This is a genomic window from Paenibacillus sp. PDC88, from assembly GCF_900106725.1.
Taxonomy (GTDB): Bacteria; Bacillota; Bacilli; order Paenibacillales; family Paenibacillaceae; genus Paenibacillus; species Paenibacillus shunpengii.
Map to the genome: position 1 here is coordinate 107,688 of NZ_FNNT01000003.1, position 23,088 is coordinate 130,775.

Genomic DNA, 23,088 nt, shown 5'->3' on the forward strand with positions numbered 1-23,088 from the left:
CCTGCTACTCCTTTCCCTTTTCCACGTTTGTCGGGATATGAATCACAATCTTGGTGCCTTGATTCTCTCCTGATTCAATTTCCATTCGGCCTTCGAGCAGCTCGACTCTCTCACGCATCCCAATCAGACCAAAGTGTGAATGGTCCTTGCTCTTCTGTTCCAGCAGTTCGGGCTTAAAGCCAAGCCCGTTATCCTGTACAACAATCTTGACGAGCTGTGCCTGAAAAGTAATCTCCACCACGACATAGGTCGGGTATGCATGCTTGGCTGCATTCGACAAGCCTTCTTGCACTAAACGATAAACGGCAGCCTCCATAGCCGAAGACAAACGGTGTTCCTTCCCTCTGGTTTCAAAAAGCGCGCGAATCTTCGTTTTTTCTTCAAAATCCTGCACGTATTTTCGAAGCGTGGGAATTAAGCCCAGGTCATCTAGTGCCATTGGACGCAAATTGAAAATAACTTTGCGCATTTCTCCAAGGCTTGAACGAACCTGCTTCTTCAAATCTACTATTTCGGCCTGCACCATCTTAAAATCCTGCTTAACCAGCATTCTTTCTACAATTTCCGTCCTAAGCACTAAGTTTGCAAGCATTTGTGCAGGGCCGTCATGGATTTCCCGGGCGATTCTTTTGCGTTCTTCTTCCTGGGCCAGGATAATCTTCAAACCGATCATTTGTCGATTCTTGGCAGACTCGATGATTCGGGTCACCTGACCTAATTCGCCGGATAGGTACTCCATAACAACATTCATCTGTGAACCGATAGTCTCTGCGCGCTCCACAGATTCCTCAATGCTTCTCGCACGCTTCTGCAGATCGTCGCGGCGTGCTTTAAGGTACATTTCCTTCTCTCTGTAAATCATCAAATCCAGCTGAAGCTGTGTCGCCTTTTCATAAGCTTGCTTGATGTCATGCTCGGAAAAGCGGACGAAATCCCGGCTGACCTCTGTCAGCCGGATTCGGGACCGGCGGAAATTAAGCTCAAGCTGATCGACCTTCTCGATCGTTTCCGCCGTCTCTTTCAGGATGGATTGAATCTCCTGATTGAGCGTCTTCAGCTCGGTTCGAGCTGAGTCCATTATTTCAAAAATCTGATATTTACTACTTTCCATGACCTGCATGGCGTTTTTTATGACGCGGTCAAGAGCATCAGCTTGAAAGTCCACAAATGTTCGACTCCATTCCTAACGTTTCCAGGATATATCATACCATATCACGAGTCGATAGTGACGGTCTTCGTTTTCTGTTCCCATTTTACGGTAAGGCCAAGCTGTTCAGATACTAGTCTGAGCGGGACTAAAGTCCTACCGCCGGAAATATACGGAGCCACACTCGCGCTTAGGCGCTGCCCGTTAAGGATAAATTCCTTCTCGTTTACTGTAAGATCAATCAGCTTGCCGCCGCGGAGAATCGTCACACGCTGGTTCTTACTGTCCCAGGTTGCTCTGCCTCCGAACGCATCCAGCACATGCTTGATTGGTACATAGGTTGCATTATTCTTCAGTACAGGCGCTGCATCGATTGCCTTCTTCGTTCCATTGAAGGTGACCGATTTTTGTCCAATGACAAACTTGGCAGTTCCTGTTGGTAATCCTGCTTCACTAGATAGGGAAGGCATGGTTAGAGCAATATTATCAAAGGCTACTGTTCCTGCCATCGCTCTCTCATCCTGACCTTCCTCAAGATTGACGACATACAACCGCTTCAGCTTCGCCGGATACGCAATGTCTGAACCGCTTAGATCGACACTAATGTTCTTCCAGCCTGTCCAGTTGATATTACGGGCAAGATCAATGTATACCGTTTTGCCGTTTGCATCAAGCACTTCTGCCCGCAGCCAATTCAGACTGTGATCGCCAAGGACGTCCATAGACAGCGCCGTAGCACTGGACTCGATTTGTTTGCCGGAAGTGCCGTTAAGCTGTGCATAAGCATACATTTTACCACTTCCGCCGTTCATATCATAGCTCAGTTCCAGCACTTTGGAGCCGGACTTCTCGCCAGTTCCGTTAACAACGCGTGCTGCTCCGGTGACGCCGGATGCATTCGTCGTGAAGCTGATTGGATAGCTTACATTCTCAAAGTTTTCCCACATCGTTTGTCCTGCAGTCGTCAAGACAACGACCGTGCTGAAGCCGTCATAACGGCCAATGGCATAGCCCACCGATGTGCCTGAATTTACAGAGGATACAGTGAGTGTATCACCCGATACACTTCCCTTAAATCCAACGAATTCCCACTTCAAGCTGTCTGCCGGCAGGGAGACGGATTGTCCATCTTTGGTCGTTGCGGTAATCGGAATAGCAATGGCCGCTCCTTTTTGCAGCGAACCTGTACCTGCTCCAGCCTTAAGTGACTTCAGATTGCTTGCGCCCACAACGGTGATCTGCATCTTCGCACTTGCCGAGCCGCTCACTGCGGTCAGGGTTGCTGTACCGCCGCCTGTGGCAGTTATTTTGCCGCCGCTAGTGCTGATGACATTGCCGTTACTGGATTTCCAAGTGACCGAAGCGCCGCTCATATCATAAGGATTATAATACGTATCGTAGCCCTTGAGGCTGTAAGTTCCTTCCTGTCCAACGAGCATAGAGGACGTTCCGCTGATTGTCAGTCCCTTCAGCTGCCCTTGGGGTGCCAGAGAATAGACCCCTAGACCGTTAATAACCGCACGCTGCTCTGTCCCATATTCCGTTGCAAAAGCAAGGCCTGTGTTTATTTCACCAAGCGGTCTCGTAATCATCGTTGTCGATCCCCCGCCGTCAAGGTTCATCCCTTTCCACACGCCAATACTTACCATGAACTTCTGCAGCTCCGACAGTGACATTCCCGAGCTAGAGCTGTTATCCTGAACTGCGATTAAATACACATATCTTCCGTCTTGGGAATACCCTACTGCCGTGCGGGCCCGGTACCCTCCAATACTCGATACATCTCTTGAAAAGGAGGAGGCTCCCCCACCATTCACGAGAAGCGTATGCCCGCCAATCATCATATCCAAATTGTCCGGATTCACGGTTTGTCCCGTGGTCTTCGCGATCAGCTTATAATCCGCACGAATGGATTGTCCAACGGCCAGATTCGTATTGATCCAGTCTCCTGCCGTACCATGAGCGCGCAAAATATACGCACCCTCCGGAATGGTCGTGTTGAGTGGAGTTTTATAGGAAATTTGCTGAATGACATCGTTCTGTACCAGCACTTCTGTAGCAGCAGCGGTTGCCGGATCATTCGGCCGCTTCACTGAAGTCCATGCGGATGTATAAATATACATCGAATTTGCATGACTGTATTTGACAGAGCCCGACTCCAGAGTGTAATCTTCCTTATTCATTCCTCTCAGCTTAAAGGTAGACCCATTCGAAGCCGTAACCGAGCCTTCAAAGCTGTATTCATCAATCATCGGTTTGCCGTCCTTGGTTACCGTTAGTGCCTGCATCCCCGACAGCTCGGAAGGGGTCGACATCAGCACGCCATTCATCACCTGACCGCCAATCGGCGCGCCTTCCCCGCTCACATTAAAATAATCACCATTCACGCCGGCTACTGCGCCGCTTTCCTTCACCATTCCCCCAGTGCTCTGTTTGCTGTTGAACTTGCCTTGTTTACCTGTCATCACATCCAATTTCACATTCGGATTATTCAAATCCACTTGAATTACATTCGCCAGCACGTTTGATGAAGCCCCAGAACGCGTTGTTGTATATCGATAATTGATCATTTTGGCTCCCGCCGTGATCATCTCTTCTGATATTTTGGTTGTACTTGCCGCCATGGCCACACTTGATATTTGAAGGGTATCCTGCAGTACCTGCCCTGTTCCAAGAACGGGGGTCACCCATAATACGCCTGCGATCGTCACAATCATCCACTTCTTGCCTGATCTTGCCGCCAGTTTCCCCGTTTGCTTCCTCTCTTTGCTCATAAAAAAAGCGCCTCTCCCATCCTATGTGCTTTCTATTAATGAGTTCAGCCCCGCAAGCCTCTGTAATAGAGATTCACGGAGCTGAAGACACAAACATCCTCTCAATAATAGACTGCTAAAAATGGAAAAAGTTACGCTCTTTCTCTAACTTTATCAATAGAATCTAGCAAGTTGAACATATCCATCGGTTTTGTTGAAAAACAACATTTAAGAGGATTGCTCATCTCTGCCGATTTTAAGAGCTTAAGTCCAATTATTCTGTATAAATGCTCAGCATTCTAGTAATCATCACAGCTGCTTGAGCGCGGGTTGCATTGCCGCCCGGTTTAAATGTGTTCTGAGTCATCCCTTCGATAATCCCTTGCTGGACAGCCTCAGCCACGATATTGGGTGCTTGAATGTACGCACGATCCTTAAACTTGCTCAGAATGCTGTTCGCTGAACCATTAAGTCCGGAATCATGACCGCCATAGTGCAGAGCACGAACCATCATGATCGCCATTTGCTCACGCGTGATCAGCTGATTTGGCTTAAAAGTTCCATCCTGATGACCTGTAATGATGCCCGCTTTTGCTGCCGCACCAATATAGGCACCTGATACGTTGTAAGGTACGTCGCCAAATTGCTGCGTTGTATCCCAGCTCCCATTTAAACCTAATGCTCTTGCAATCATGCCAGCAAATTCGGCACGTGTAATCGCGGTATTTGGTCCGTATTCTGCGCCTGCTGCAGTATCAATAATCCACTTGGCTGCCAGCCCTTCAACTGCTTCTTTACCCCAGTGTCCATATAAGCCCATATACTGTACTGGATGATTCGCTGCAATCAATGCGTGGTTTTCTGAAAGATTCGCTTGTACTAGCACAGCGTCCGTTATTTGCGAAATTTTACTCGGCACCGGACTCAGTCTTTGAATCGTACTATCCAGCTTCACTACGCCAAGCGTTCTGCTATTGGTCATGCTGCTGAGTCGCAGCTTAAGCTGTCCCTTGAGTGCTACTTCTGCCTTAGTAGAGGTATCACTTACGATAAAGGAGCTGACATCTGTATAAGCGGACAGCTTCGTTGCTGATGCTTGAGACAGCATGGTATCCATCGCGACCGACGAGCTGGATGGCACTTCTTCAATCTGAAGATACAGCGTCGTCTTCGTGATGTCACTGTACACTCGTGCAGCCATAGAGGTGAGATCCAGATCGGACACACTTACAGTGAATATTCGGTCTCCATATCTGACACCAATCACCGCATCAGGATACTGACGTTTCAATTCATCCAGCGTCTGTACTGGAAAACCAACCATTGCCGCAGCTTCCGTCTCTGGAACTTCTACAACCAGCATCTTGGATACTCCAGAAGCCGAGCTTGCAAACGCGAATGCCTGTTTTAATGTGTCCGCACTGACGGTATATGAACCCACAGCCCGATTGTATTTAGACAAAGCTGTCGTTCTCTTGGTAGCCGCCGTGCTAAGCGCATAGCCTGTTTCATTAAACAACCCGGAGTTTAGCACGGATAATCCACTTGGCATTCCAGCCGCGCCTCCGCTGCCGCTGCTTGGGTTGGTGCTGCCTGTCGTTTTATTCTGAAGAGTGATTGGCCCAAAGCCAGCGATCAATTCCCCTGCCGCTGTTCGAAGCGGTGTTGTACCTGGTGTATACATCATCGTAACCGCTTGTCCAGTCAGTACAGGGTTAGATAACGTTAAAGTTAATGTCTGTCCCTGAACTGCGGCCGTTGTCGGTTGCATATTTTGTCCGCCTGCATTTACCGTAAACTGGGAAGCAGCTGTCCCCGAACCTTGCATGGCCTCGGTCATCGTCAGCAGCACGGTTGAACCTTGAACCTCAGCCTGTCGAACACTACCGCTGCCGTACACCGTAACAGGCACCAGATTGATATAACCAGCCGGATTATAATTAAGATCCGTCAGCCTTTTAACACCTGGAATATAGGATAGAGTTACGTCTTGATTCATTTGTATTGTACTCGCTAAAGTGAGGGTAACCGTATCTTCCTCTGCTTCCACGGCGTTAACAAACAACGGCGCTCGGTTTACAAGCACAGAGAACTGACTTTTTAGAGGTAAATCATTCGTACGAAGCGCTTCATTATACCGAACGTACATTTTATTCCCACTAGCGGTTACCTCTAGCAATTCCGGAGCTTTTGTATCGTTACTGTTTCTTACAAAAAAATCAGTAAACCCTGCAAGTGACTGCTCCCTGTTATCTTTCAGCGAATAAGATCCCGGAGTGTAGTTCACCCGGATGACTTCGCCATCTCTTACCGATCGATCAAGCGTCAGTGTAACAACGGAACCATTACTTATGGAGATGCTGCTTATTCCGATACTGCTGCCATCTGCTGTTACCACAAACTGATCTTTAGCTGAGGAAGAGGTCACTTTCACACTTTCCGTAAAATATAAATAGAGTGTATTGCCGTATACCGTACCTTCCCTCGGTTTAGATAGAACAGAATCCAGATCATTTATGATTTCTCTACTGGAATAAGCGGCAACTGCATTCCCTGCATCATCCTGCAGCGGCCTGATCCCAGGCGTGTAGGATAAACGTACAACCTGGCCTACGGCTACGCCCGTATCAAGCATAATATAGACGCTGTCTCCTGAAATACTCACATCACTGATACCTCTGGTCTCACCGTTGACTGTAACCGAATAGCTCGATATTAATGGCCTCGTATTCGAATTCAACCATTCGTCGTAAGTAAGACGGATCAGCTTGTTACTGTACATTTTGGAAGTCTGTAATACAGGAGCCGTGGTATCCCTTGTAAAGGTCTTAAAGCTCCAGGAGCTGCTGCCAACGAGCCCCCCAAATATATTACCTGCCGCATCTCTAAACACACCACCGGGCACATCGACTTGATACGTCATATTGTGTTCGAGCTGAGCGGCAGGGCTGATTACAAGCTGCCTGTGATTCTTATCATTAATAACGGTTGTCGTATTGACGACACTGCCGCCCGCTTTGCGTAGAGTAACGTTCCCCGGGTAATTAGTATCCAATGCTTTATTAAAGGTTAGTGTTATTGGTTGATCTACGGGCGCACTCATATTCCCGTCATATGGAGATAAGGAAGTAACTATGAGTGCGGTCGTATCGGTTGATACCAGAAAACGCCAATCCCCCTCACGTATCTCGGCACTTCGATTCTGCTGCGCATCCCAGAAAGCTCCAGCACTAACGAGAACGTCATACGATGTATTATTTTCGAATAAAATTGAAGGTTTGATCTTGATTGTATTGGTACCTCCCCCACTGACATTTGAGGATGTGGAAGAAATGGTTTCAACCGTCTGACCACTCTTACGGTTAATAATCTGGATTGCACCTGCCGCCGGATACATCTCCTTAGCAAATTGGAGTGTCAATGTTGAAGTCGGGAGTATCCCCGATGCTCCGTTCGCCGGCACTTTCTCAACGACAGGTACTTCACCCATCCCCACTGTCCAGAATCGCCACTTGCTCGCATCTAGAATTCCGGCAAAAGGTACCCCCTGTTCTTTCATGAACGTTCCTGCATCAATCAGCACATAATAACCGCCGCTTTGCAGCTGAGTAGTGCCCAAATTCATCGTAATGTATGTACCGTACCCCTCAGGAGAAACCTCATTTCCTCCTTTAGTCTCGTAAATCTTTACTTCTGTCGCTAAATCAAATGCTTTCACTTCCTTATTATCAGACAAAGAGCGAATGCGAATCGAGCCTTCCCCTTTTTTGACCGGCTGGGTTAACTCCATCGTTAGGCTCGGGGTTTGAGCCACTTCAACTTGTCCGGTATAGGGACTAATTTCCTTTACATCTTCAATTTGCGTTGATGCTTGTGTCACTCCTGCTTCTGCCGCGTAGTTCTTTTCCATGCCCCAGCTGAACATCATTTGTGCGCATAAAGCAGCTGTCAGCAGCAGTGATATTTTTTTCTTCATTGAAATGTATTTCCTCCTTCCAGCATTTTAGTTAAAGAGTAACTTAAAAATATGATTATAGACCTCTTCTTTTCATCGGTTAGTTGGAAAATATAGTTTAGCCGCACCAACGTAATGACAGAAGGGATAGGACAAAAGGAGTGTTGATGCTATGGAAATGCTCTCAGAATAGAGGGAGTTCAGGTTACGAGGTTAATTTTCTTTGCGAATAATAAAACAATCGCTTGCTACAAAGTATGTATTTTGACATACGAAAAAAGCCCTCGATGGTTATCCATCGAAGGCTTAAAATTGGTCGCTCTCTTATACCGAGCTTATCCAGTTCGTTCTATCCGTCCCATGCGTGTTGATTATAGACCTGCTTGGCTCTTCAATACGTCAACTTTGTCAATGCGTTCCCAAGGCAGATCGATATCCGTACGGCCGAAGTGGCCATATGCCGCCGTTTGCTTGTAGATCGGACGACGTAGATCCAGCATACGAATAATGCCAGCCGGACGAAGGTCGAAGTTGTTCCGCACGAGTTCAACCAGCTTCTCTTCACTGATCTTGCCTGTGCCATAGGTATCGACGTTAATCGATACCGGATTCGCTACACCGATCGCATATGCAAGCTGAATCTCCACCTTGTCAGCAAGTCCTGCTGCAACGAGATTCTTCGCTACATAACGCGCTGCATAAGCTGCAGAACGGTCTACCTTCGTAGGATCCTTGCCGGAGAAAGCACCGCCGCCATGACGCGCATAGCCGCCATATGTATCCACGATAATCTTCCGTCCTGTAAGTCCTGCGTCCCCTTGAGGTCCACCGATCACAAAGCGGCCTGTCGGGTTAATGAAGTATTTCGTTTCACTGTCCAGCAGCTCAGCAGGAACAACAGGAGATAGCACATGTTCACGAATGTCAGCCTGAATTTGCTCCAGCGTAATATCTTCAGCATGCTGTGTAGATACTACGATGGTGTCCACACGAACCGGCTTGTTGCCATCATATTCAATCGTGACTTGGGTCTTGCCGTCCGGACGAAGGTATCCCAGTGTACCATCCTTACGAACTTCTGCCAGACGACGAGCGATACGGTGAGAAAGAGCAATTGGGAGTGGCATAAGCTCTGGTGTCTCATTGGTTGCAAAACCAAACATCAGACCTTGGTCACCCGCACCGATATTTTCCGTTTCCTTCTCCATGAGAGCCGGGTCGCGGTTCTCTAATGCCGCATTAACACCCTGAGCAATGTCCTTGGACTGCTCGTTCAGGGAAGTAAGTACAGCGGAAGTCTGGTAGTCAAAACCATATTTCGCACGAGTATATCCGATCTCTTTAATGGTGTTACGCGCAATGGCCGAAATGTCGATATAGTCAGCTGTTGAAGTAATCTCACCGATAACCAGCACAAGTCCGGTCGCGACAGATACTTCACATGCTACACGGGCATTTGGATCGGCTTCAAGAAATGCATCCAGTACTGCGTCTGATATCTGATCACAGATTTTATCCGGATGTCCTTCAGTTACGGACTCTGATGTGAATAAGTGACGCCCTTTAACAGACATTGTAGTAATCAACCTCCCACATATATGGATATTATGGTCTTTCCCCCATACGTTTATCCTTAAACAAAAAACGAACCTTTTCCACCATGGAAAAGGTTGCAATACATCCTCATACGACATGTTAACGTATTTGTCAATCCGTGTCAATCAGATAAAGTATGAATATTCCAGTCGGATATTACGGTTTTATTGCCTTTTGTACAGACAAAATGCAGTTTTATGCTTCCTACAGATTAGGAATCTGGAATGCACTAGACTCCGCAGATCGGACAAGACGTTTTGTGATTTCTCCGCCGATCGATCCGTTTTCTCTAGAGGTCAGATATCCCCATCCAGCAAACGAAGAATGGCCATTGGTTGAGCCCAGCTCATCACCAAACTCTGTGTCTGCACCCCCTGCATGGGAACCGCCCGTATATATCCCAAACTCCGCTGCGATTTCATATTTCATTTGCTCCAGCATTTGACGACATTCCGGAACCAGCTTGCTCTTGTTTCTTGCCATGATCTATGCACCTCCTGTGTATTGGTCTTGCAGGCATATTGTTTGCACCTCAGGGGCTTTATAGACTGGCGAATCATTGTTACTTATGGAAAAATGACACACATTAAAAATCATTCATCGACGCACACTGAAATCCAAGAAACTGAAATCCAAGAAAAAAGACGTTCCGCCTCATATATAATATGAAGCAAAACGTCGCATACTTAGAAATAACAAGCTATTAAATATAACTTCGGTTTGTAATAACCAAATAAGAAACCAAACCCAAACCCTAAGGAACTAAGAAGAGATTATAATTACCGCGAACCATAACCGTCAGATTGTATTTGATGCCCTGCTGTACCTCGATACCTCTACCCTCACGAGGGAAAGAGAGAAGATGGTTGTTCGTAATCGCCGTCCCATTGGTCAAGTCCTGGCCTGCAGTCAGATCGGCTACACCGTTCGCGTCTGCAGAATAGATAACGGCCTTACCGCTACGAACGATAAACTCCGTTCCTGCTCCGGCAACAAGACGCTGTCCAGGCTTCACAACGACAATTTTCAGTTCTTCCCCTGCAGCTGGGGTGGACGGTTCAGATGGACCAGTTCCGCTCCCGCCATTTAGTGCATTTTGAATTGCTTGATCTACATAACTCTTTGTAACGACTGGATCATCCGCTGTACCCGGCTGGGTATTCACTGATGCACCGTCCGCAGTAATATTCATAACTGATCCAATCCATATGCCACCACCGATCGCAACGGCAGCCATACCTAATTTCAACATGCGTTTCATGATGTTCCTCCTCTAATCTATCAATCCCATAATTATCATGATAGAGTGATTTTGCCATATAGACAAGAAGAACTTGGTAATAAGAAAAAACTATTCTTCTGGAATTACAGCAGGAAGGCGATTGGGATTATAGTACATGGACTGACCAGCGATCTTTAACCTCTCCCCTTGGAACTCGTCATAAATGGATATTTGATAGGTTCCCGCTCTGCGATCTTCGAAGATCCGATCATCTATCGACCAGGATAGCAGCTGATTCGCTCCAAGCTTCATGTCCGTGCCCGGTACAAGCTCCTTGGCAAAGGTTCTGCCCGTAGAGTCGGTAATCTCGACAATGAACTTGTGCTCATTCTCAGGAAGGCTATACTCGTTGTTCTGGCTAAGCGTATAGTACCATTCAATAGATACATTGGATCCACCGGACAGGTACGCATCGAAGGTATGCGTCTGTACTTGGTATGGGAACAGCTCAAAATTTTGGATGGTTGTCAGTGCAGTTATTTGCTGCGGGCTAATTTCAAGAGATGCCGCATTAACATAGCCAGTAGCTTCTCCTTTCACCGGTGTCAGCTTATCCTCTGTAACTCCTTCACCGACGATTAGTCGCATATCAGACACGGTTACCCGCTTCGGAATTTTGGTCCACATGGTTACGATGCTCTTGTCTTCAGGGCCGGCTGGATAATCAATCTGTTTGACATTCGCTTTGAAATAGAGGCCGCTGGAAGACATATAGTATCCGCTGAGCTGCGACAGATCAGCCTGACGATTCTCCATATTGGTCATTTCCAGCTCTGTATACACAAGATCAGTCGTTGTCCCTGGATAGACGACAGATTTTCGTGTCTTGACTTCTGCCTTTTTGCCAAGAGTGGTTAGCGTATAAGCTTCATCCTTCTCAATCTCCGGCACTTTTGGAATGGCTCCAATATTCGTCAGCTTGATCCACTCTGTTGACTCTTCTCCTACCTTCTCTTCAAGGGCTACTTGCAGCTGAGCAATATCTAGCGTTGTAGGAATTTTCGTTACCAGATACATATCTACTGCCTGCCCTGGTCCGAGCAGTGAAGCGGCCTGACTCTTAATCAGTTTGGTGCTGCCCGCGTCCTTCGCTGCATCTATTGTATATACACCTTGCAGATCTGGAAGACGAAGCGTCTTCACCGACGTATTCTTGACCGTCAGCTTGGCAGAGAGCAGATCCCCGTCTGTCCAAGGTAAACGTTGAATGGAAGACCAGGTCACACCATAGGTTCCGCTATCATTCTTTACAGAGATCTCTCGCCCAAGCGTATTCTGTAATGAAGATGGCTGAGGAAGTATATAGATTCCTGCGGGATAACTGTAAGCGGGTGCTTTGCTCTCTGGATCCTCCGATTTAGGTGTATTCATGATTAGCTTTAGCGCACCTTGAGCCACTTCATAGGATACGGAGATATCCAGCTTGATCGTCTTCTCTGCACCTGGCTGTAAAGATAGATTCTCTAGCGCCTTCGTTGTCATCGGATAGGAGTTTCCATTACCGCTTTTCAATAGAAATTCGTATTTAGGCACCATGATAGTTTCTTTGCTGATGTTCTTGAATTTGAAGCTTAAGGACAAATCATTGCTGCCATAGCTCTGACTGACCGTCGCTGCTTCCAGCGTCGTTTCCAGCTTCAAATTCTCCACCGTGACTTGTCTTGGTTTAAAAGGCGGCGTCGATACAGTCTGTGTCGTACTTGCTGCAGGCAGCTGTAAGGTAGCAAGCGGAAGCACCGTCTTGGCCTCGCCTTCCTCTTCAACGACAATGAGCTCTGCTCCTGCCAGCTTGACCGACTTCGGGATACTGGAGAGCAGCTTCAATGTCTTATTCTCCTGTGGCTGAATACTAAAGGTAGCTTCTGCCGAATCCAAGAGCAGCGGATAGTTGCTGCCTCCTGCTGTTCTCAGAATCCATTTTGCGGTAGGGTTCTCCAGCAGCTTGTAGCCCGTATTATGCAGGTTCACACTGACCTCTGCATAGTTGTAATCCGTACCCGAATGGAACTCAAACTTCGATACTTTAATCTTGACCGGTATATCGTTGAGACGTATGGTCTTGGATTGTTTGACTGGTGTAGACAAGGTATAAGATGCAGGCACATTAAAATGCCCTAAATGGCTCTCATAGTTCGGTTTGCTGAAATCCCATTTCACGATCTGGAACAGAAGATCACTGACTTTTACGTTCTTTCCAACCTTCACAATATAGGTAACGGCAAGGGACGAACCTGCGGCTACACTTTTCTTTTCCTGATCGCGCGCGATAAGGTTCGGAGAATACAATGTTCCGCCCTTTGTCTTCACTTTGGTCCAATAATCAATAAGCATTAAGGTCTTGCTGTCATTATTCTGATAGGTCAGGGTGTAGGTGAGGGTCTTGCCATCTTCTTGCGTCAGTACATTGAGGTCGGTGAGTTTAACAGTGCTCTTAGAGGTTAACTTGACGGGTTTGAGGTTATTAAGTGTATGTATGGGTTTGTCACTTTTTGTCGATGATACATTGGAGCTTTTGCTTGTTGAGGAGTTCTTTACAGTTGAGTTTGATTTTGAGTTACTGGCCGAGGCACCGATTTGATTTAGATCGGAATTGGCATTCATCAAGCCTGCTCCAAGTAGTTGTGATCTTGGCTCTTGCCCACTATAAAGTAAGTGCGAAGGTGTTAATCTGGATGTGTCTGAATAAGTGGACGTTAATGGATGAATAGGCAGTGCTTGTACTACTTGATCTGAGTGAGGATGTGAAGTAACCTGCGTTCCTGTTAAATCACTGGAATCATCTGATACAGCACCTACGGAAGTGCCTTGCCCGATAATAAGTACGGCAGCGGTGATCCAAAGTAAGGCTTTTTGAGTATGTTTATGATCCACGTCTGTACCTCCAATTGTTTCCTTTTTTTGAAGTTACTATATAGACGCGAGTTTGGAAGAAAAAGTTTCTATAGATATAAACAAAAAAACAGTGGGGTTCCCCCCACTGTTTTTTCTGCTCAACTAATTATTTGAATACTACAGATGTAGAGAATGCTTTTGCAGCATTACCTTTAGTTGTATCCTTAATAACTTTAGAGCTTTCGTTGCTGGAGTTCAGTTCAATAGTTACTACAGAGTCAGTAGTCAAAGCTTTATCAGTAGTAAATGTAACTACCAAATCTTTACCACTAGCGCTGTACTGAACGTTGCTCACAGTTACTCCTGTAACAGATGCAGATACTACGTTAGTACCGGAAACAGCTGCGATTGCTTCGTCGAAAGTCACACGTGCTTCGTAAGAAGTACCAGTTCCAGTAACTTTCAATGGGTTTTCGGAAATAATAGCAGGAGCAATCTTATCAGTTAGATTGATTGTAAATCCAGTTTGTACTTTAACTCCAAACTCAGTTGCGGAGTTAGGTTCTGTTGCATCTACAACAAATGCATAATTTGAAGCATCAGCAGGAAGAACTTTATCTCCTCTTAAGACGAAGTTGTAAGCATCAGAAGTTTTACCATCATAAGAAACTTCGTAAGTGTCACCAGTTACAGTGTTCTTGATTGCAAAATCGTTAGCATCAATGCTGGACAGATTCGCATCAAATTCAACTGCAATTTTCGTGTTAGATACAGCATTTGCTACTGTTGCTTGAACTGCTGAACTTGGTTTAACAACTACATAACCAACATAACCATTGTTCTTATAAGCATAGTTTCCAGCTTTGTCTGCTACCAATGTCACTCTAAGCTCAGCGCCATTAGCAGAAACTTGTTTAGTCGTGCTAGGAACTGTAATCTTCACTGTGTCGGCTGTAACAGCTTCTACTGTTGCGTTAGTTGGAAGTGCTTCGTATGTGCTGGAAGCCGCAGTCCACTTCACATTATACTTAGTTCTTTCCAATACGCTTCCAGAACCATCAGTAGCCATTTCTTTATTATAAGTGAGGTAGAAGCTTACATCACGCGCACCGTTAGTATTAGGTGTACCTTCTTCAACCCAAGCAGTTTTCAGTTCCGGAGTAGTTGTATCGCCTACTTCGAATGTACCAGTGTAAGGCAAGATTGTGTTAGGAACATATGCATTATCTTGTACTCCAGCAACTGCTAGTGTATAAGTACCTTGTTTAAAAGTGCTAGAAAGAGTGATTGTAGCTTCTGTTTTATCAGCGCTTAGAGCAACCTCTCTTACAGGATGACCTGCTGAATCAAGTCCATTTCCAGTAACTACTTTGCCGTCTTTATCTTTGATAGTGTAGTTATCTTTATTAGTTGCATAGTTTACTGTTTCGGAATATTTCACTTTAATTGAGATATCTCCGTTGTCTTTAACACTTGTAGTAAGAGAAGTAACTTCAGGACGTGCAGTGTCTAAAGTAGGAGTAATCTTAACTTCACGATTTGCACTGTTACCACTATAGTCAGTAGCACCTTCAATCACAATTGTGTTCTCATTAACTGCAAGTGCGTTCTCTTTTGTGAATACTACAGTAACTTTGTTACCGGAACGAGTAACTGTACCGGTTTTGGATGATACACCGTTGTAAACTTTACCTACGGATCTCAATGGCTCGTTAAACTCGATTTCCACTTTTGTAAGATCAGAAGATTTGGATGTCACTACAGTTGGAGCTTCAGTATCAACTGCTACAGTGAAGTCATAGGATACTGGAGTAACTACGAAACCAGCAAAATCTTTAACTCCATTTACTGTAAGTTTGTGATCTCCTGTAGCGAGTTCAGTAGTAACGATCACTGTTGAAGAGTTAACGTATTCTACAGAACCAGCAATGGATTTACCATCAATTTTGTAGTTTGCAGTAGAGATCGCTGTTGCACGGTCAACCGGCTCAGAGAATTCTACTTGGAACGCTTTAGTACCAAGACCAGTTACTTCTTCAACTTCAGGAATTGTAACGTCTACTGGAGTAAATGTTACTTCTTCAGAGAAAGTTTTAGATTTATCAGCGTTTTTAACGCCGTCAACTTTGATCTTGATAGCTTTTTGGTTCTCTAGTTTGTTAGTATCAGACAGATTTTCGCCTTTCAAGGAAAGAACGACGGATTTCTTATCAGCAGACAATACTGCGGAATCAATTGTTTTAGAGAAAGAATAGTTTGTAACTTCTTCTGCAGTTTCTTCGTCAACTTCTCCGTCAAAATTCACTACTACTTGTTTCAAGTTGTTAGCAGAAGCACCTTCAACTTTAGTTGCAGAAGTAACTACGTAAGTAACTTTCTCAGTGAATTCTTTTTCTTGGTAAGTAAATTTAACTTCAGTTTCTTTGTTAGCTTCAAGAGCTTTATCTAAAGTTACTTTTACAGTTTCGCCGTCAGTCATTTTGAATTCTACAACTTTACCAGCTTCGGATACAGTGTAGGATTCTACGGACAGGCTCAATTCTTGATCAACTGCGTAAGCAGCGCCTACAAGAAGTTCGCGAGTAGCGTTGGATTGGAAGTTAGCGTTAGCGTCAACCAGACCTGCGTTGATTGCTGCTTGAACATAACCTTTAGCCCATGTCGTTGCAGAGTTGTTAGTTTCAGTTGGTACTTCAAGATCAAGCGCACGTACAAGTACAGTTGCCATTTCTTGAATTGTTACTGGGTTAGAAACTCCGAAGATTTTCTTAGTAGAGTTAACGCCTTCCATGATACCTGCAGCGTAAACTGCTTCTACATAAGGAGCTGCCCAGTGTTTCTCACCGTAGTTTTTGTCTTTGAAGGAGTAAACGCCTTCTACTTCTTTAAGACCCAAAGTCTTAGTGATGACTTTAGCGAACTCAGCGCGAGTCATTTGTCTGTCAAGGTGTGCTTGACCGTCTGGGAATCCAGAGAAGATTCCTTTATCTTTCAAGTAGTTGTATTGCGCGTTTACATCAGTAAGACCAGTTTGACCGAATGCTACAGAAGCAAACATGGAGAATGCCATTGCTGTAGACAAAGCCACGGATAAAATTTTCTTCATAACCTTTTTTTCTCCTCCTCGAGAAATCATCACATGATTATTTTCTTTATGATTGCTAGTACTAGTAAATGGGTTGCCCGTGTTACTCATTAGCCGATACACCCCCTTTCCAGAGTTGAGCAAGTAAATCCATATAAAATGATGTCTGTGATAGATCACAGAAACTAGTAAATATAAGCCAGGGTAAGAAAAAATAGAGTAGTTTCCTAATCCTACCTATCGTATTATACAATGCGGTTTAGAAGACGTAAAGAAAATTTTTCTAATAAATAGACAAAATTCTCCATGAATCTCTTTCCTAAATCCTCCATCGTTTTGGCTCTACATCTTAAACGCAGTAGTTTCAAAAAAGTTGCGAAGTTTCGAAAAAAATTTTCCACTAATTAAAAAATGATGGGATTCATCCTTCAATATAGAATATCGGTTCCAATTAATTGATGATGAATAGCGCGGAAACTCTATGTTATATGTAACCACAAATAATACTGGAATATACTTCAATTTAAGTAACATTTCAAAAAAAATTCAAAATCCCCTCAGGTGAAACAGCAACGTAACTAATAGAACGATAAAAATATAAAAAAGGTGCCGAATTTCGGCACCTTCATCTCTTAAGTTATCCAGTTGATTTACTTAATGTTCATTGCCAGTTCAATGATGCGAGCACGCAGCTTAGGATCGGTATTCAAATTCTCATACATATCCTCGATTGGTTTCTTGTTATCGCGGTATGTCTTCTCATGCTTGATCGTAACATGGGACCATTCAATAAGCTCATTCTCTGCTGCCATCAAATTATTATATGCATCGTGGAATCCAGTCTTCATAACAAGACCTTCCATAACTTCCTGCGAGATCTCCTGAGTCTTGCGTGTCTTCTCAATCTCTACTTCTAGAATCGCTGCTTGTTTCTCAAACTGTGTCTTTGCCTTCATGTAGCCAAGCTGAGCTTTCGAATAGATTGCTTTCATCAGATACCTTCACCCTTTAGCAAAATGTGTATTTTAACGCTATTGTATCTTATAATCTATTAAATTACAAAATCTAGTGAATGATTCTTTCTATAGATAGAAAAGAACTGCGCCTCAGAGGAGCAGTTCTTTCTCTGTTAGAAGATTTTAACTTAAATTAATTGGAAAAAGTTTGTTGCTCTTTTTGAACAGCTCCACAGCAATTTTAGCTGCTTCTGCACGTGTCAGGAAGCCCTGCGGATTAAAACTGTACTGCGGCTTGCTCTGTCCGGCAACCGTTAATGCATTTCCTGTCATGATTTTTGCTTTGTTCACTGCCAGGACGGCCGGCTTCGCATAATAGTTAATGCTGCCCGAATCCACATACAGCTTCGCCAGATTGTCGGTTAGCTTGCTGTCATTAGCAGCTAGCTTGAGCTTCATTGCACGGGCGATCATCACAGCCGCTTGTTCACGGGTCAGAGGCTGGCTCGGGGCAAATACCCCTTCCGTTAGTCCTGTCACAATTCCTGCTCTTGCTGCTGTTTCAATATGCTCGTAATCCCATGTTTCGCTTCGTGCCCCAGGCACAAGATCCACGAAGGTTTGATTATTGTCATAGTTCAAAGGCAGATTCATACCCTTAACGAGCAGCGTAGCGAATTCTCCGCGCGATGTGCGATCATCAGTACCAAACTGATCAAATCGAATATTCTCCATCAAGCCCTTAGAATACATCGCGTTCAGGACGTTTCTAGCCCAATTGTGATTCGTAATATCTGTGTAGCTGCGGCTCAGCTTCATTACCACATAATAACCGAACTCATCGAAAGGAACAGTAATGGTATGGTTCTTCGCGTCGACAATACCACCAACATTGATCCATTCCCGATCAGAGGTATATTTAAATACGGTAATTGTAGAACCCACTTCATCAACCACGCTGCTGTTGTAAGTAAGTGTTAGTTCCCCACGCTGCGACGGAGTAACCTCACGTTCAGCTGCAATTGTCGGATCACCATACAAGCCTTCAATCGAATATGGAGCAAGTCCATTGGTAGGCGGCAAGTAATCTGCAGAACCTAATGTTCCGCGTTCTCCAAGTCCTCCACTGATCCAGTAAACATTAGAGATCGTCGTAAAATTCTGTTTATCTCCAGAGGAAGCTCCGAATCGCAGGAAGTACTCATCCGGGATATCCCATACCGGATATCCTGTTTCTTCATTAGAAAGACCGTTGTTCGGGAAACCGATAATGTTGCCATAATCATTTCTGCGCTCCACTACGCCGTCTTTTGGATCTGCTAGACCGAATAGCAGCTGTGTTGTAGGGTAATATTTATTAATCCCTCTCGAATCTGTAGATTGCATAATAGTTCCCTTAGGAAACTCAAGCTCTAGACTCTTATTAAATACACTGTATTTAGTAGCGACTTTTGGAGCCATGTACTGGGAATCAACTGCGACTGCACCTGTATAATACACCGATATCGTGTCTTCAAGTGTTGTACTTCCACGTACGATCTCAATATCAATATCATTTGCTTTGTCTTGCTTGAGGCCAACATAATCATACAAGAAGCGATCATCACCGAGATCTGTTCTCTTTACCGCAGGCTCTCCATCGATTAATACTTCAGTGGCGCCTTCTGCTTCAATATCAAAGCGAACAAAATTCTTATTCACAACATAGGCTCCATCAACCGTCGGCTGTGGTGCTAACAATCGATAAGGCTTAACCTCTCGGACCAATTGGAGCTGCTGGCTTGTCTTCGCCCCAGTGCTATTAATCAATTCCAGATTATATACATAGGTTCCAGGCGTTTCAGCAGGCAAATTCTGCACACGGATAACAAATTCAGCTGAACTGCCGAAGTATTCATAGGCGTATGTCTTATTGTTGTAAGTAAACTCGCTTGTCTGCTTAATAATTGTATCTGTGACATCCAAGGAGAATAAATTCTGTGATCCTAGATTCAAGTTCACCTTGGATGCTCCATTACCGCGAATAACGATGTCATGCTCTTGAAGACTCGTTGTATACGTTCCGCCATTGTATATGAAATCAGGAGTCAGATTGAAAATCTTCGCCCATTGTTCATTATCTGTATATTCCAGCGGGAAGGTAACTCTGTTATTGCCTACAGCCGGCTGAAATTTATCAATGTTGGAAACATTCTCATCCAGAATATAGATGCGGATTTCTTTTCTTACAACCCGGTACTGATTGTTATCATCTGCAACCGTTCCGGTAAATACGATTCTGTTTTCACCATAATATAAAGGTCCGGTGTCTGCATTGACTTGCAGATTCAGATTAAACTTTCCGTTTGTCAGCCAAGTTCCAAGACCCGATGGTGTTGTTCCGTTAACGAACACTTCTCCTTTGAAAGCCGTGCTGTTCAGATCAAAACCGATATACTCCCCTGAGACCTGCAGGTTTGTTGTCTGATTCGAATCAATGGTCACCGTCTGACCATCCGTCAGGTTAGAGACATAAATATAAGTTTTGGAAACAAATGAAATGACAGCGTCCTTATACTGCGTGGATCCGGAATATTGGAAACGAACGGTTTGATTCCCGTTCTGGAAACCAGAAATTCTGTAAATATACTCTGTTGTTGAACCTTCTACCGGTCCCACATAATTGATTGTCATGTTGCTGCCTACGGGCAAGTATTTTGCTGTTAGGGCATTAGGATCTGTGACAGGAGAATTCGTCTTAACGGAAATATAATAATCGCTGGAATCTACGTTTGCTCCGTTAAGATTCTCTTTGGAATATGTTGCTTTACCATCTGTGCCTACTGTATAGCCCTTCAAATGATACAGCTGACTAATTACGACTTCACCTTGAGCAAAATTGAAATTTGCAGCCTTGTTCACTATTGTTGAACCGTAGGTAATATTTAATGTGTGTCTTTGGCTTTTTGCTGTAGTCCCGCTTGCATCGTCAAGAAAAGGAAAGTTCGGAACTGCAAATGTAATTAGTCGGTAAGCCGAAGTGGCCCCTTCGACACCTTGAATAACAACATCGCTATTACCTGCAGTAACCAGCTTGCCTGAGCTGTCTAGTGACAGGGAAGAAAAGTATACCGGAGTTACATCAAGACCATTAAGCTTAATTGACTTACTCACAGCATCGCCTTCATCAGGAACTAAGGCTTGAACATACAATGTCGCTGTATCTTCCGCTCCTGTCCATGTTGGTGTTCCTGTTAATAAATTGTTTGCATTACGATCGGAGTCAGCTAAGTACATAGAAACGATCGGATTGCTGGTATCAAAGTAATACAGTGAGTGATTTACTGTAATTCGATCTGAACCATTCTCAATAACGAGAACAATATTGTTAAGTCCAGGATTCAGTGATAATTGTGGAGAGTAGAACGTCCCATCCGACAATAATGTCGTTGCTAGTGCTGACCCTCCATTTAGAGCCACCGTTGCTCTCGTCGCATTTTGAATTTTACCTTGAAGGGTAATATCTTTTCTTGGGATAACCACTTGAGTCCCCTCATTCAAGGTAACAGGTTGGGACAAGCCTAGTACACTTAAGCTCTCTACATATGGAACTTGGTCAAACAATACATAGAAGCTCTCCGACCGTGTCATATTGCCTTGTGTTCCAGAGAAAGTAATTTCATTCATACCTGGATACAGCGTTAGTGTAGATGTAAAACGGTTTTCCGGGCTGTCTAAATCAAGCTGAATGGTTCCTGGAGTTACTTTTGAAGTATCACGAGTCCACTTCGAGGTGAGTGGATCCCATGTTAATTGTTGAATGCTGGCACTGAGTGTTGAGCCTGTAACTTTGGTATAGGTACCTGTTGCTGTTAGCATTTTATTTGTTACTTTATATGCATTTTCTCTACTCAGTAATTTATCCGTTCCTTCGAGCTTCAACTGAACGGTATTCTTCAGCGTTTCGATATCCGGAGCAAAATAACTCGTAGATACATTGTCCGCTGCCTCTGCCTTATTAATCAAACCAGGGGGGAACAGTGAAACAATAAGTGTTACTAACAGCAGCCATACCATCGGCCGTTTGATGCGCTGCATATAATCTCTCCTTTAAATATAGTTACCTCTTATATCGGATGGCCTGGGTTAAATATGAAGAAGTTTCAACAAAAAAAGCCTTATTCCCTAAATAGGAACAAGGCTGGTTAATAATAGTTCAAAGGTTTAAATTATAGATGATATAATGGCTGTTCAATTCACTTCTTATTTCGTGCGAGACTCGGACGCCTTCACTCTCAGCTTCATGAAGAAGTTGATCAGCGGACGCTTGGTTTTATCGATCAGGCCGATGACCTCTGCACCGATCTGCAGGAAGAACATCATGACACAGATCACAACAAACGTAACCCAGTTCGCTTCATGCATCGTCGCAGAAGACTGGATCACGGCAAGCACGCCGAAGAATGCGGCAATACCGTAGATAATCAGCACCGTTTGACGGTGGCTGAAGCCAAGCTCACGCAGACGGTGATGCAAGTGACCTTTATCCGGTGCGAAGATCGGCTTCTTGTTCAAGAAGCGGCGAAGAATCGCAAACAGCGTATCGGACAATGGCACAGCGATAATAATCAGCGGTGTGATCAAGGATACGACAGCGATCTGCTTAAATCCAAGAAGTGAGAGCATAGCAAGACTGAAGCCCAGGAACAGTGATCCTGTATCTCCCATGAAGATCTTGGCCGGATGAAAGTTAAAGAACAAGAATCCGATAATACTGCCGAGCAATACAAGACAGATGAGTGCAGTCGTAACGTTGCCCATAATGAAGGACATCACCGCAATCGTACCAATCGCAATGGCAGACACACCCGCAGCAAGACCATCGAGTCCATCGATCAGGTTGATCGCATTCGTCACACCGACAATCCAGAAGATCGTCAGCGGAATCGAGATCCATAGTTCAAGTGATGAGTAAGCATCAGCAAAAGGAATATTTACAAAATCTATACGGATCTGAAATCCGAACACAACGACACACGCCGTAATAATCTGAGCTAAAAATTTAACCTTGGCCGACAATTGGAACCGGTCATCTAGCGCACCGATCAGGGCAATCATTGTACCGCCAATCATAAAAGCTTGGATGAATCGGGAATCTCTTGCAGTGAAGTATTCCGAAACAAACGGAAGCAGCGCCAGCATCGTGACCATGAAAGCAAGAAAAATACCGAGACCACCGAGTCTAGGCATAATCTTGGTATGAACCTTCCGTGCATCAGGCACGTCAACGGCTCCCACATTTACCGCAAACTTCTTCACGAGAGGCGTAAGTCCTACCGCAAGTCCGAGAGCCACGATAAATCCCAAGATATAGAACATTAACATTTGTTCATTCAACCCCCAATTTTTAAAAACAAAGAATCCTTCACGAATCTGTCCATGACCCAACTGAACAGCATTATACTCTCTTGACCTCTGAATTACTATTCTTTTTTTCTAGCAA

General features: G+C 44.6%; 11 protein-coding genes. All 11 read right to left on the reverse strand.

All coding sequences use genetic code 11. From position 1 onward, the window contains the following. Positions 1 to 4: 4 nt before the first annotated feature. Entirely contained in the window at positions 5 to 1,165 is a 1,161-nt protein-coding gene (locus BLW49_RS11080) for a sensor histidine kinase (RefSeq protein WP_076314513.1), read from the reverse strand. Between the two features lie 47 nt (positions 1,166 to 1,212). Then, complete coding sequence (locus BLW49_RS11085; protein ID WP_090724674.1) at positions 1,213 to 3,921, reverse strand: stalk domain-containing protein; 2,709 nt, start codon at positions 3,919 to 3,921, stop codon at positions 1,213 to 1,215. A 253-nt stretch (positions 3,922 to 4,174) separates the two neighbouring features. Further along, positions 4,175 to 7,876, reverse strand: a complete 3,702-nt coding sequence (locus BLW49_RS11090; protein ID WP_090724676.1) for a SwmB domain-containing protein — start codon at positions 7,874 to 7,876, stop codon at positions 4,175 to 4,177. Between the two features lie 350 nt (positions 7,877 to 8,226). Next, positions 8,227 to 9,429 carry a methionine adenosyltransferase gene (gene metK, locus BLW49_RS11095; protein WP_090724677.1) on the reverse strand — a complete coding sequence of 401 codons (1,203 nt, stop codon included), beginning with the start codon at positions 9,427 to 9,429 and terminating at the stop codon, positions 8,227 to 8,229. A 226-nt stretch (positions 9,430 to 9,655) separates the two neighbouring features. Continuing rightward, positions 9,656 to 9,934, reverse strand: coding sequence for an alpha/beta-type small acid-soluble spore protein (locus BLW49_RS11100; RefSeq protein ID WP_090724679.1), 279 nt, complete (start codon positions 9,932 to 9,934; stop codon positions 9,656 to 9,658). 271 nt (positions 9,935 to 10,205) lie between these two features. Beyond that, positions 10,206 to 10,712, reverse strand: coding sequence for a hypothetical protein (locus tag BLW49_RS11105; protein WP_090724680.1), 507 nt, complete (start codon positions 10,710 to 10,712; stop codon positions 10,206 to 10,208). 90 nt (positions 10,713 to 10,802) lie between these two features. Beyond that, positions 10,803 to 13,604: a hypothetical protein gene (locus BLW49_RS11110; protein WP_090724682.1), complete on the reverse strand. Its 2,802-nt coding sequence runs from the start codon at positions 13,602 to 13,604 to the stop codon at positions 10,803 to 10,805. A 127-nt stretch (positions 13,605 to 13,731) separates the two neighbouring features. Further along, positions 13,732 to 16,761, reverse strand: coding sequence for an S-layer homology domain-containing protein (locus BLW49_RS11115; protein WP_083656036.1), 3,030 nt, complete (start codon positions 16,759 to 16,761; stop codon positions 13,732 to 13,734). 539 nt (positions 16,762 to 17,300) lie between these two features. Further along, on the reverse strand, positions 17,301 to 17,642 hold the full coding sequence (locus tag BLW49_RS11120; protein WP_090724684.1) for a hypothetical protein: 342 nt from the start codon (positions 17,640 to 17,642) through the stop codon (positions 17,301 to 17,303). 147 nt (positions 17,643 to 17,789) lie between these two features. Then, the gene (locus BLW49_RS11125; protein WP_076314505.1) at positions 17,790 to 21,683 is read right to left on the reverse strand and encodes an S-layer homology domain-containing protein; all 3,894 of its coding nucleotides are present in this window, start codon (positions 21,681 to 21,683) and stop codon (positions 17,790 to 17,792) included. A 165-nt stretch (positions 21,684 to 21,848) separates the two neighbouring features. Next, entirely contained in the window at positions 21,849 to 22,970 is a 1,122-nt protein-coding gene (locus tag BLW49_RS11130) for a glycosyltransferase family 4 protein (protein WP_076314504.1), read from the reverse strand. Between the last annotated feature and the right edge of the window lie 118 nt (positions 22,971 to 23,088).